Source organism: Pigmentibacter sp. JX0631 (assembly GCF_029873255.1).
GTDB lineage: Bacteria > Bdellovibrionota_B > Oligoflexia > Silvanigrellales > Silvanigrellaceae > Silvanigrella.
In genome coordinates, this window is sequence record NZ_CP123622.1 from 172863 (window position 1) to 186385 (window position 13523).

A 13523-nucleotide genomic window follows, 5' to 3' on the forward strand; every position below is an offset into this window, starting at 1 on the left:
AAATATGATATTAAATAAACATTTCATAATATTTTTTCTTATTTCTGCTATTTTTTTTATGAGTTGTCAAAACCAAGACTCTGTTTCAGGACCGCCTTATTCAGCATTTGTTTTACAGCTTATTCCTTTAATTAGCTCCCAGCAGAGATCAGAAGCTCCAACATATAAATACGATATTGGTACTTATGCTAGTTTGCAAGATTTAAATAATTTATCTGGAACTTACTTTCAAATGTATCAAGGAGGAAAATTAACAGCTAAATATGTGACAGGCTCAATTGTATTTGCAAAAAGTTTTGAACAAACGAAAAATGTAAATTTAAGATATAAAGTTGTAAATGGTGCAGTATCACCAAAAGATTACTCAACAGCGGCTATGTTATCAGCATATTTTCAATTTGATACTGTTATGAGTAATATTTTAACAATGACGGGTTTTAGTCCCAGTTATATCAATTCAATATACGGATCAATTAAAGTTTTTTTTGAACCTTCTATCATACTTTCCGGTGATGGTTCTACAATTCAAGCTTCAGGGAAATTAAATGCAGCTTATATGCCTGGAGCCCACCAGTTTTTACTATATCAAAGATCGTCTTTAGAAAATATTCCTTTATCTAGTAATTTACAGGTAATTGCGCATGAATCTGGGCATTCTATTTGGGAACTTGCCTTTGATAGCGGAAGTACTCCTGATTGTAATCGCATTAATCAAGAATACGTAATTAGAGGACTCAATGAAGGATTCGCAGATCTTCTTAGTTATACAATGACCGGAAGTACTAATATATTAAAAAACAGTATAGATATTAAAGGAACAAGTGGACAAAGAAATTTCTCATCTATTACTTTCAATTATGATCAAATTTCAAATGGTGTAGCTGATTCAAATAATTCTATATGCCAACAAAGCTTTTACTGTATTGGTACTTTATTTGCCAATGCCATTTTTAAAGCACAAGCAAATTTAGGCCAAGATCAAACTACGTTATCTGGTAGAAGCACTATGATGAATTTATTAACAAACGCTTTAAAGACAACAAAAAATAATATGTTAAATTTACCAACGCCAAATTTTTCAGATTATTGTAGTCCTAGTAATGGGGATAGCAATAATACTAGTTATAATGGACAAATATTAGGTTCATTCTTTCAATCTCTTCTAAACCAAATAGGAACAGGTAGTTCCCAAACGCAAATTTGTTCTCAATTAAAAAACAACTTTGGATCAACTGGATTTCCAAGTAATTATAGAACAGGTTTTACATGTCCATAATAAAAATAAAATTTTTATTTCTTTTTTTACCTTTTTTTTGTTTCGCTTCCTCAATACAAGCTGCTGAGTCTGCAAATTTTCATCTTGCAGGCGGAGGAGCAGGAGTATTTTATATTAGGCAAGACTATGGGGAAGCGACTTTTTCCCAGTTCGCACCTGAAGTCGTTGTTTATGGGTATATGCCTATTTTTTCTCGCTTTTGGTTTCGTCCAGGATTTCGGTTAAATTATTCATGGATACAGCCAGATATGCCACAGGGGCTTCAAATTAAAGAAACAGATTTACGCTATATGCTTGAAACCGGTCTTGTTTTTGACTGGATTATTCTTCCTAGTCTTTCTTATGCTTTTGGATTCACATATAGAAATACGACTTTAGTCACAAATTACCCTATTGTATCAGTAAATGATAGCGTCTCTGGAAGTGAAAATATCTTTTATTCCCATGTCCAATTAGGGATTGGATTTCCTATCCTCAGTGGTTTTATTGTCATTGAGCCATTTGGAAGATTTGTAATGGTGCAAAATGACTATAGATTTAAGTGGGCTTATGGTCTGGAAACGACTTTTCAAATTTTTTAACCCCTAAGTCTATTCATTTTTTTTGCAGGAACATTTTTCTCTTGCAAGTAAACACGTTCCATGAAACACTATCCCATGAGAATAGTGCGTGCGTCATGAAAAATATTCAGAGCCACCGAAGTCTCATAGTTTTTTAATGTTCGATACAACGCGTGGCATGGGGCTTTTGTGTTTGGTCGGCACGTAGAATTCATCAGGAGATCCTGTGGGTACCAAGTTATATGTAGGCAATTTGCCTTTTTCTGCTACAGAGAATGATATTGCTAGCCTTTTTGAAAAAGCTGGGAAAGTTGAATCTGTAAGAGCAGTTATGGATCGTGAAACAGGACGTTTTAAAGGGTTTTGTTTCGTAGAAATGCAAACAAAAGAAGATGCTGACAAAGCAATTGAAATGTTTAATGGAAGTGAACTAAATAATCGCCCTATGGTTGTTAATCCAGCTCGTCCACCAGAACCTCGCAATCACCGTGGAGGCTTCAACGGAGGCCAACGTGGTGACCGCCAAGGCCGCCCTACGCGTTACTAAAAACGAAGCAGTAATTTAACTCCTTTAAATTACTGCTTTTTTTTACCCTGCTTTGGGTAATGGATTGCTTTCCTGCAACCACTTCTTCCAATTTTCTACCATTTTAATAAATTTTTTATCCTCTTGAACTTTAGCTAAATCTGCTAACCAAGTTCCAATCATTTTATCTTCTTGCTGAACCTTTGCACTTTTTTTCATAGATCTATACTTAACTTTATATAATTTTGTTGGAATTTCTCCCTCATAAAAAGAAGCAAGGGCAAATTCGGGCGGAACTCCTATTTCCTTCGCAAGAAGTGTTGAGATATTTCTAATAATTTCCTCTTTTGAAGCAGACTCCCCACCACTTGTTGTCAACTCATCAAATGAGTAAACTACAGCATCAGCTAATTGTTGCTCTAAGTTCTCAACTTCATTAGCCATTACAACAGGTAAGGCATAGCTCAAAAACCCACGCCAAAGCTCTCTATCTCTTGCATGGGAAGGGTCGGAATAAGCTGAGACACCTGTTAAATCTAATTCAAGCTTTTCCATAGGAAATCCTCCAGCGAATTTCTTATTTCCACTTCTTTCTCTTTCGGTCATGTTTTATGCTAGCTAAGATGGGGGGATTTTTACCCATGGCAAAAACCACATTGCACAAACTTAGGACTGACAAAAATGGCGTTTATTGTATTTGAAGGCGGAGAAGGAGCAGGAAAAACGACACAACTCGAGTTTCTTCATAAAGCTTTAAAAAAACAAGGAAAAATTTGCCTACTAACTAGAGAACCAGGCGGAACCCCGTTTGCAGAACAAATTCGCTCATTGTTTAAACAAGTCGATCCTAGTATAGAATCTCCTCTCCCTTTAACAGAATTGCTTTTAGTTTCTGCATCCCGAGCTCAACATGTAGCCAAGGTTATTCAACCTGAACTTGGTGAAAAAAAAATAATTTTATGTGATCGTTTTCTAGACAGTACCTATGTCTATCAAAGTATATTAGGAAAAATTCCAAAACAAACTATCGATAAAATTTCCCATATTTTTTTAGAAGATCTTGTTCCAGATCTCACTTTTATTTTTTCGGCGGATCTTGATATTGCTTTACAACGGATGGCGAAAGAAAAAAAACGAACATTAGATCGCATGGATTCACAAGAAAAAGAAATTCATCAAGTGATAAAAGAAGGATATACAAAAATATATCAAGAACGATATACATACCCTAATGGCAAAGTACCTAATCGAGTTTTAATAGATGCCAATCAAAGTAAAGAACAGATACATATGCAAATTAAAGTCGCGTTAGAAAAACATTTAGGTATTTCTATATGATTTCGTTTGAAGAATTTATTCAAAATACAATTTATTATAGACATCATGCATTTTTATTTGTGTCGAAATACTTTGAAGCAAATAGCTTGCCTGAAAATGATTTTTGTTTGTTACTAAAACATTTAGCAGGTATTGAGTTAACACAAATAAAAGATGGAAATATTTTTGAAACCGCTACTCAACATAATGACATTTTTGTTGCTGACAGGACAAGAAAAATATTAAGGCTTGAAGATTTAAATAAAGTAAAAGAATTAATTCTGTATCAACCATCCGAAGGTAAAAGAAGAGTTATCTATATTGAAAACTGCGATAGAATGAATTTAAACTCTGCAAATGCTTTACTTAAAGCTTTAGAAGAACCTCAAACAAAAACAGTTTTTATTTTAACAACTAGAAATATTAATACAGTAATTCCTACTATTGCGAGTCGCTGTCAAAAAGTTTTTATTTCTTTTCATAATTTTTCACAAAATAACATTTTAAATACAATCAATATTGATGATTTTAATTTAATTAAAAATTTAATTAGTAGTTTCAAAAATTATTTTCCTAATCTTCCAAAATCTCTTTTCGAAAAACCTACCAAAAACTTGCAAGCAGCTGAAATAAAAAGTGTGCTCGATTTATGTGAAAAAATAGCCAAAGAATATTCTCCACAAACAATTCAAGATATAATTGTGTTAGCTACAAATGAAAACTTAAAAAAAGACCATAGTTTCCTTATGATAGCCAAATCAATTTTAGCGAATGTAACAGAATGGAAACAAGCTGAAAACCTTAATCCATCAACATATTTATGGTTAACAAGAATTTTTTTAGGTCACAAAATAAATTAACAGAGTTGCAATTCTCCTAAATTCAAGCAAGTATTCAATGGACAAAAACTTAGGGGAATATTCATGCGTACTATACAACTACATATACGTTCTTCTTTACCTAAAAATCTAGAAGCTCTTTGGGAACTTGCTAGGAATGTCTGGTGGTCTTGGAATAGTAATGCCATTAATTTATTTAGAAGAATAGATCCTCAAGAATACGAACTCAGTGGTCCCTGTCCATTAAAACTTTTAAATACATTGCCTTCTGCTACATGGGAAAATTTAAAAGATGACAATGGATTTTTAGAACATTTAAATGAAGTTTATAATGAATTTAAAGAATATTTAGAAAACGGAATTACTAAAGTTCAAGATTATCATGAAAGAAATACAATTGCATATTTTTCAATGGAATTTGGCTTGCATGAAAGTATTTTACTTTACTCTGGCGGACTTGGTATCTTATCAGGCGATCATTTAAAAACAGCGAGCGATTTGTGCTTGCCTTTAATTGGTGTTGGACTTTTTTATTCTGAAGGTTATTTTCGCCAAAATTTAAATAAAGAAGGTTGGCAAACTGAAAAATATGATATTAATGATCCTTTTTATTTGCCAATGCAACTTGTTACGGAATCATCTAATAATCCTTTACTAATCGATATAAAAATTAATCAACAAAAAGTTTATGCCCAAGTCTGGAAACTTAATGTAGGAAGAATTCCATTGTATTTGCTTGATACAAACATAAGAGAAAATTCTCCTGAATTTAGACAAATTACATCTAGATTGTATTCCGGCGGTCAGGATCTAAGAATACAACAAGAATTGATTCTTGGAATTGGCGGAATCAAAGTACTAAATAAACTAAATATAAATCCCGCTGTTTATCATTTAAATGAAGGCCATTCAGCATTTCTGACTTTAGAAAGAGTAGCTCAATTCACTCAAAAAGGTTTAACATGGCAAGAAGCATTACTCGCAACAAAAGGAACACAAGTGTTTACAATTCACACACCTGTCCCTGCTGGAAATGATGCTTTTCCTATTCCTTTGCTTGGAAAATATTTGGGAAATATTAAAGAAACATATGGTATACCAGATGATGACTTTTATCAATTAGGTCGACTTCCTGATAATTTTTCAGAATTTTCTATGCCTGTATTTGCTTTAAAAACAAGTGGGCATCGAAATGGTGTTAGCCAATTACACAAAAAAATATCTAAAAAAATATGGAAACAACTTTGGCCAAGTTTACTTGAAAACGAAGTTCCTATTCAAGGGATCACAAATGGCGTACATATTCGAACTTGGATTTGTAATGAATTAGTTGAATTATTTGATTTTTATTTGGGTAAAGGGTGGGATGCCAAACTTGCTGATCCCGTTATTTGGAAAAGAGTTGAAAACATTCCAAGTACAGAACTTTGGAATGTACATTTGAATAGAAAAAGTAGATTGTTATCAAATATCCCAAATTGCAATTTTTCAAGCGAATATTTAACAATAGGCTTTGCAAGAAGATTTGCTAGTTATAAACGTGGTCATCTTATTTTTAGAAATATTAATAGACTGAAAAAAATTCTCCAAAATTCTGAACGGCCTATCCAATTAATTATTTCTGGAAAAGCACATCCAGCTGATCATTTAGGCAAAGAAATTATTCAAAAAGTTGTTCAATCAATTCAAAAAGAAAATTTATCTGCAAATATTTTATTCTTAGAAAATTATGACATGCATATTGCTCAAAAATTAGTTCGAGGTGTTGATGTTTGGTTAAATAATCCTATCAGACCACTAGAAGCATCTGGAACTAGCGGAATAAAAGTTGCAATTAATGGTGGATTAAATTTATCAATTTTAGATGGATGGTGGGATGAAGCATACGAACCTGATTTAGGTTGGAGTATAGGTAACAGAGAAGAAATTCATGATGAATTTCAACGCGACGATAAAGATGCTGAAAGTTTATATGATAAATTAGAATTAGAAATTGCCCCTTTATACTATAGCAATAAAATACCGGTTGAATGGATTGAGAAAATGAAAAAATCCATTGCTATTTTAATACCAAAATTTAGCTCACATCGAATGCTAAATGACTATATTAAAAAATCATACAAACCAGCTTCGATATTTCATGAAAATTGGTCTTTTCATTCTAACGACCAAATTGAGTCCTTGAAGCAGCATATAAATAATGTCCAAATATTAAAAGAAAATTGGAAGCAAGTTTCAGTTGCTAAAATTGAGTTAAAACCATCAGATACCGTTATTGTTGGTGAAAACGTTACTTTAATAGTTGAATTATTTTCACCATTTCCTGAAGCATGGTTAGAGGTAAATCTAGTTTTAGAAAGTTCCGATAATTTTCACATATTTCATAATCAGAAAGATTTAAAATTAAAATGTATAGAGAGTGACCAGCATAATCATCACTTTCTTTACAAAATAGATTTAGAAACAATGAATCCAGAAATTAGAACTTACACAATTAGAATTTGTCCAAATCCCATAATATTTCCAGAACATCTTGATTTGGATTTAGTCGCAAGGTAAAAGATAAAAATCTTATTTTGACAAATTTAGTGGTGAATTATGAAAATACTAATGTTAGGTTGGGAATATCCTCCAGTAATATCTGGTGGTTTAGGTACAGCAACGGAAGGTTTAGTGCAAGCACTCATTTCTATGGGGCATAAAATAACTTTAGTTTTACCAAATTATCCTCATCGTTTGCAAACAAAAAATCTCACAATTGTTAGTCCAGAAAATCCTTTTGATATTGCAAAAAATAAAGATAATAATAACATAGATATTTCATTAAGTAATACAAAACTAAATATAGAATCTTCACTAAATGAAACCTATAAAGAAATTTCAGAAATAGTTGAAAAAAAATCTATTGAAACATTAAATTCCCATTATAATTATGTAATAAATAAAAAAGAGCTTACTAGTAAAGAAAAAAATATCGTAAAATTAAAATTTAATGAATATCAAAATTATCTTCATGAATTAAAATTAAATAGCAATAATAATTTTGAAAAAAAGGATAAAATAAATTATAATTTTTCAGCTAACTGTAATGTTAATGAAAAATGTTACATTTTAGGTTTACTTGCACTTGATATTTTAGAAAAAGACGCTGACTATCAAGTCATACATGCACATGACTGGATGTCATTTACTGCAGCAAAAATGATTAAAGAAATTTATAATATTCCTCTTGTTGTACATATTCATTCAACAGAATTGGATCGTTCTGGTGAAATCGATAATAATAAAGAAATTTTACAAATTGAACAAATAGGAATTCAATTATCTGATTTAGTAATAACTGTTTCAGAATTTACTAAACATTTAATTGTTGATAAATTTCATACTCCTGCCGATAAAATTAAAGTTGTTTATAATGCTAATAATAGTCAACATTTAATTAATAGTAGTGATCCAGAAAACACTTTACATAATGTAACAAATGCAAAACTGCCGGTAGTAACTTTTGTTGGAAGAATAACTTTTCAAAAAGGACCTTCTTATTTTGTATTTGCAGCAGAAAAGGTTTTAAAATTTAATCCAAATGTTATATTTAAAGTTGTAGGAACTGGAGATTTATTGCCTGCAATGAAACAATTAACTTGGGAATTAGGAATAGATAAACATTTTCAATTTGAAGGTTTTTTAAATGCTCAAGGTGTTCAAAAGACATTACAAGACTCAGATATTTTTATTATGCCAAGTGTTTCAGAACCTTTTGGAATTGTTGCGCTTGAAGCTATTGCTCAAAATATTCCAGTAGTTATTTCAAAACAATCTGGTGTTTCTGAAGTATTAAATCATGCATTAAAAGTTGATTTTTGGGATACAGATCTTATAGCAGATAGAATTATCAGTTTATTAAAGTACCAGTCAGTAAGATCTGAAATGATAGAAAATTCACTAAAAGATCTTGATAATCGAACTTGGTTAAATTCAGCAAAAATTTTGCTTGAAGCTTATAAAGAAATTAATTGAAAGGAAAGTTAAATGGTTGCAATATGCTTTTATTTTGAAGTACATCAGCCTTTTAGAATTAATCATTATCGAATAAAAGAAATAAATAAACATAAGCCTTATTTTAATTCTGAATCAAATGAACAAATATTCCAAAAAGTAGCAAAAAAATGCTACTGGCCCGCTGGATTACTATTTGCATCGTTATTAAAAAACTTTCCTGAAAATTTCAAAATTTCATTTTCAATGTCTGGTACATTCCTTGAGCAATGTGAATTGTATGATAAAAAACTTCTTGAACTGTATCAAGATATTTTAAGTCTCCCTAATACAGAAATTATTTGTGAAACTTCACATCATAGCTTAGCTTCCTTATATGATGAAGAGGAATTTTATGCACAAGTAGATAGACAAAAACAAAAAATATTTGAGCTATTTTCTAAAGTACCAACAACTTTTAGAAATACAGAATTAATCTATTCAAATAGAATTGGAAATTTAGTTTCCAATTCGGGCTTTAATATTTGTCTGTTGGAAGGTTGGGATCCCTTTCTTCCTGATGGTTGGAATCCGCACCATGTTTTTCATCATCCCGAAAATCACAATTTAAAATTGTTGCCAAAAAGCTATAAACTATCTGACGATCTTGCATTTCGTTTTTCAAATAGAGCTTGGGCAGAATGGCCATTAACCGCAGACAAATATAAAATTTGGTTTGAGAAACTGCTCGATGGAAGTCATGAATTTGTTGGTTTATTTATGGACTATGAAACATTTGGGGAACACCAATGGGCTGAAACAGGTATTTTTGAATTTTTAGAGCATTTTATAACGAATATGACTCATGATCAAAGATTTGAATTTTTAACTGTATCTGAAGTAGCAGCTAAATTTCAATCAAGAGCTTCCATGAGTGTTGATAGACCTCTGAGTTGGGCTGATACTGAAAGAGATATTTCTGCATGGTTAGGTAACAGAATTCAAGAAGATGCCATTCAAAAAGCTTATAAACTAAAATCTCAGGTTTATGCACTTAACGATCCACAAATTTTAGAAGAATGGCGGAAACTTTTAACTAGTGATCACTTTTACTATATGTGTATCAAATGGTCTAATGATGGAGATGTTCATAAGTATTTCAGTCCTTTTGACAGTCCATATGAAGCCTACCTTGATTATGTAAATATATTGGAAGATTTAGAATGCAAATGTAACAAACTTTACCAAGCTAAAATTAAAAGTTATGAAAGAAATATTCATCGACATGCTGCGGGAGATATTTCAGTATGCGAGAAAACTACTCCAGTATCACAGCCTCAGAAAAACTTCTCGCCTGCCTTGGAGAAGACGGCCAACTAAAAGGACTCTTTTGGCCTTATAAAGATAGTAGACATTCTCATCTTGAATTTGCAATTTGTGGTTTTGCTATTAATGGAGAAAGTATTTGGCTAGATCCATTAAGAGATCAGCTGCAAATTCAATTTTGTCCAGATGAAAAAATTGTAATTTCAAGTTGGGAAGTTAAGCATCCAAAGTTTTTTGGTGCAGTTGTAAAGAAAAAAACATTAGCTGTTCATGAATCTGTTGTTGAAAAATGGGAATTGACTGTTCCGAAAGAATTAAGTAGTTGTAAAATTAATTTATGGTTACTTTCATCTTGGAATATTTGCTCTGAAAAAAGATTTCAATCAGTATATACAGAAACAGGCGAAGATATGATTTTTGCTTATTCTAAAGATATTTGGGTAGGAATTGGAGCATGTAATGGTTCTTTTTATTCCCACTTTCAAGCTGTAAGGGCTATTCAAAGTAACAGTTTTTCAACCCTTGGTGAAATAGTTGATCATTTTTTACTAGAACCAAATAAGTTTAGAAGAATTGAAATGGGAAAAGTATATGCCGCTGCTTGCACACAGCCATTTGTTTTTACCAGATCAAATGACAATTACTACGAAGGTAAAGTAACAATTTTTTATGGTTTTGGCAAAAATCAAGAAGAATTGGAATATAGACTTTCATTATATTTTGATAATAATGCCTTAGAAAAAGAAGTGAATGAAACAATAGAAAAGTTACAGAAGAACTCTAATTTAAAACTAAAAAATTTGAACTTTCAAGAAAAAAGAAACTATCTTAAAACTGTTTCTCTTTATGTTTTACAATCTTTAACTGATCAATCAAGCGGTGGTATAATAGCTGCTCCGGAATGCGATCCTGATTTCAAACATAGTGGAGGATATGGATTTGTTTGGCCAAGGGATGCTGCTTTTTGTGCTTTATCTTTAATAAAGTGCAAGGAATTGGATTTGGCAAAAAAAATTCTTTTATTTTTAGCAAAAACACAAAATCATCATTCTGACTATTTTCAAAGATATGATATTCAAGGAAACAAAGCTCCGAGTTGGTGTGAATTACAGGCTGACCAGCTGGGTTTAGTTATTTGTGCAGCTATCGAATATTTACAATATGAAAATAACATTCTACTTCTAGAATTAATTAAAAAAGGTACTCAAAAATTAATTCATGATTTTTCTGAAAAAGGATCTTTGCAAAATAGTTTTGATTTATGGGAAGAATGTTATGGCTTACATTTCTATGCGCATGCAGCAGCATATTCTGCCTTATCTCGATCTGTTTCATTACTCCCAGAACTTGCAGAGCAAATTCAACAATCTTTAAAAATATGTAAAAATTTTTGTTTTCATTACTTATTTGTGGCAAAACAAAAACGATTTGCTCGGACAGTTGATCCTCATAGCAACAGAGACCTCCAAGCTGATATTTCATTATTGTCTTGTATTTTTCCATTTAATGATTTTCCAATTGAAGATGACATAAAAATTTCTATTTTTGAATTTTGTTATGATAAACTAACTACTAAAATAGGAACCTTAAGATACGAGAACGATCACTACATAGGAGGTAACAGCTGGGTTTTAGCTGGATTTTGGATGTCACTTGCTGCTTTTGAATTAACAAAAATTCAACCATCAATGCAAGAATTAGCAGAGGAAATTTTTAAAAAATCCATTGATCTTAGTAATGAAGCCGGCTTTTTTCCCGAACAAGTTGATTCAGTAACAGGAAAACCTATTTGGATAGTACCATTAGCTTGGAGTCACGCTTTTTACTTATGGGCAAATGAAATTTTTAACTTAACAAAGGATTAAGAATGCATAAATTTTTATCTATTCTTTTTTTTCTCTTCCTAAATATTGGAAATGCTTTTGCTGGTGAAAAAGATATTGTGGTTGTTGAAAGTTATTCCCAAAATATAAAATGGGATGTTGATTATGCAAATGAAATTAAGAAAATTTTAGGCAAAGATTATAAATTAACGTTTTTTGAAATGAATACAAAAGTTCTTCCACCATCAGAACATGAAGGCATGGGAAAAAAAGCATGGGCATTAATTGAAAAAATAAACCCAACTTTAGTTGTTGTAGGAGATGATCCTGCTTTGAAGTATGTTGGTCCTCCTTTAGAACAAAATCAAATAAGAACTGTTTATTTAGGCATCAATGACAATCCAAGAATTTATTTTTCTCAAGAACCTAAATATGTTACTGGTGTTTTGGAAAGACCTTTAATAAAAAGATCTGCTGCATATATTAAAAAAATATTACCTAATGCCAAAAAAATGCTTATCCTTTTTGATAAATCAAGAACATCTCAAATTATAGATAAAGATTTCTTTAATAATCAAAAATCTATTTCAATTTCAGATATTACTTATGATATTGCTTTAATTGATCAATATAGTGATTGGAAAAAAATTATTAGTAAAGCGAACAAAGAATACGATGCCATAATATTAGGTATTTATTACTCTGTCTTTGAAGATAAAAAATATGTAGATCATGAACAACTTATAAAATGGTCAGAAAAAAACTCTAAAAAACCAATATTTGCATTTTGGGATTTTGCTGTAGGGAAAGAAAAAGCAATTGGAGGTTTAGTATTAACAGGAGCAAGTCAAGGCAAAGCTGCAGCTGAAATAGCTTTGCAATTACTTAATGATCCAAAAAAATTACCAAATTCAATTTATCCTTTATTTTTACAAGAAGGTAAATTTATTTTTAGTAAAACAGAACTAAAAGCAAAAAACATAACTCTACCGAAAGATATACTAGACGATACTATCTTTGTTGATTAATAGAATTGACCTCATTTAATTTTTTTACTACAAACACAACTGCGTTTATGTATTGAGAATAAAGCTAAAATTGTACGAGAAATTAAATGAATCTTTTTTCTGCAAAAATTACTGACTTATCGCACCTTGTCACAGAACAATCTCCCACATGGGATAATGTCTCTATTAAATTAACAACTCATTATGAATCTATAACAGAAAATTCAGACGCTAAATTTAAGATACAGTGTTTAGAAACCCCTATGGGAATTGGAACACATATTGATTTGCCAAATCATTTAAATAAAAATTTAACGACTGCAGATAAATTTAATATTGATCAGCCATTTTATGATACTTATGTCATTAAATTATCGCATTTTATGCAAGAAAATTTTAAAATCAGTCTTCAGCATATTCATGCATTCGAAAAAAAATATGGCACAATTAAAGCTAATAGTTTAATTTTTTTTTATACTGGATGGGATCAATTTTGGGAAAATGCCGAGAGGTATCGAAACAATTTAATATTTCCAAGTATTTCCCCAGAAGCAGCAAAATATTTAGTAGATAGAAATATTGCAGGAATAGGTATCGATACCTTATCTCCCGATGCCGGAAATAGTATGTTCGAAGTTCACCAAGAAATGCTGCAAAACGGAAAATTTATCTTAGAAAATGTTGCTAATTTAAGTTTAATTCCTGAGATAAATGCAAAAACTTTAGTTTTGCCTCTTAAATTATCAAACGCTACAGAATCGCCTATTCGCCTGATAGCACTACATGAATAATATGTAATCCATATCAAGAGTATTTGCACTCAAAGCAAGAACAATTGGTAAATATTTAAAAAGATAGTAATACATTTCTTTTC

The 13523-nt window shown here is 31.0% G+C and carries 12 protein-coding genes; 11 read left to right on the forward strand and 1 reads right to left on the reverse strand.

Features of this window, described 5'->3' with window-relative positions:
- Positions 1–4: 4 nt before the first annotated feature.
- The 3 genes from QEJ31_RS00690 (at position 5) to QEJ31_RS00700 (ending at position 2383) form a co-directional block, all read left to right on the forward strand.
- Entirely contained in the window at positions 5–1276 is a 1272-nt protein-coding gene (locus tag QEJ31_RS00690) for a hypothetical protein (protein WP_280591835.1), read from the forward strand.
- On the forward strand, positions 1267–1857 hold the full coding sequence (locus tag QEJ31_RS00695; protein ID WP_280591838.1) for a hypothetical protein: 591 nt from the start codon (positions 1267–1269) through the stop codon (positions 1855–1857). The genes QEJ31_RS00690 and QEJ31_RS00695 overlap by 10 nt, the downstream gene beginning before the upstream one ends.
- A 205-nt stretch (positions 1858–2062) precedes the next feature.
- Positions 2063–2383: an RNA-binding protein gene (locus QEJ31_RS00700; RefSeq protein WP_280591840.1), complete on the forward strand. Its 321-nt coding sequence runs from the start codon at positions 2063–2065 to the stop codon at positions 2381–2383.
- A gap of 42 nt (positions 2384–2425) precedes the next feature.
- Here the strand turns inward: QEJ31_RS00700 and QEJ31_RS00705 are convergent, their stop codons facing one another.
- Entirely contained in the window at positions 2426–2917 is a 492-nt protein-coding gene (locus tag QEJ31_RS00705) for a hypothetical protein (protein ID WP_280591842.1), read from the reverse strand.
- 126 nt (positions 2918–3043) lie between these two features.
- Here QEJ31_RS00705 and tmk point away from each other — a divergent pair, with 126 nt between their 5' ends.
- From tmk to QEJ31_RS00745, 8 genes are all read left to right on the forward strand, one after another.
- Complete coding sequence (gene tmk / locus QEJ31_RS00710) at positions 3044–3700, forward strand: dTMP kinase (protein WP_280591844.1); 657 nt, start codon at positions 3044–3046, stop codon at positions 3698–3700.
- On the forward strand, positions 3697–4539 hold the full coding sequence (locus QEJ31_RS00715; protein WP_280591846.1) for an AAA family ATPase: 843 nt from the start codon (positions 3697–3699) through the stop codon (positions 4537–4539). Before tmk ends, QEJ31_RS00715 begins: the two co-directional genes overlap by 4 nt.
- A 63-nt stretch (positions 4540–4602) precedes the next feature.
- The gene (gene glgP, locus QEJ31_RS00720; protein WP_280591847.1) at positions 4603–7077 is read left to right on the forward strand and encodes an alpha-glucan family phosphorylase; all 2475 of its coding nucleotides are present in this window, start codon (positions 4603–4605) and stop codon (positions 7075–7077) included.
- A gap of 39 nt (positions 7078–7116) precedes the next feature.
- The gene (locus QEJ31_RS00725; protein WP_280591848.1) at positions 7117–8535 is read left to right on the forward strand and encodes a glycosyltransferase; all 1419 of its coding nucleotides are present in this window, start codon (positions 7117–7119) and stop codon (positions 8533–8535) included.
- Between the two features lie 12 nt (positions 8536–8547).
- Entirely contained in the window at positions 8548–9873 is a 1326-nt protein-coding gene (locus tag QEJ31_RS00730) for a glycoside hydrolase family 57 protein (protein ID WP_280591849.1), read from the forward strand.
- Complete coding sequence (locus tag QEJ31_RS00735; RefSeq protein WP_280591850.1) at positions 9801–11684, forward strand: glycoside hydrolase family 15 protein; 1884 nt, start codon at positions 9801–9803, stop codon at positions 11682–11684. The genes QEJ31_RS00730 and QEJ31_RS00735 overlap by 73 nt, the downstream gene beginning before the upstream one ends.
- Positions 11685–11686: 2 nt before the next feature.
- A complete protein-coding gene (locus tag QEJ31_RS00740) occupies positions 11687–12670 on the forward strand; it encodes an ABC transporter substrate binding protein (RefSeq protein ID WP_280591851.1) in 984 nt (327 codons plus the stop codon).
- An 86-nt stretch (positions 12671–12756) separates the two neighbouring features.
- Complete coding sequence (locus tag QEJ31_RS00745; protein ID WP_280591853.1) at positions 12757–13440, forward strand: cyclase family protein; 684 nt, start codon at positions 12757–12759, stop codon at positions 13438–13440.
- Positions 13441–13523 lie beyond the last annotated feature (83 nt).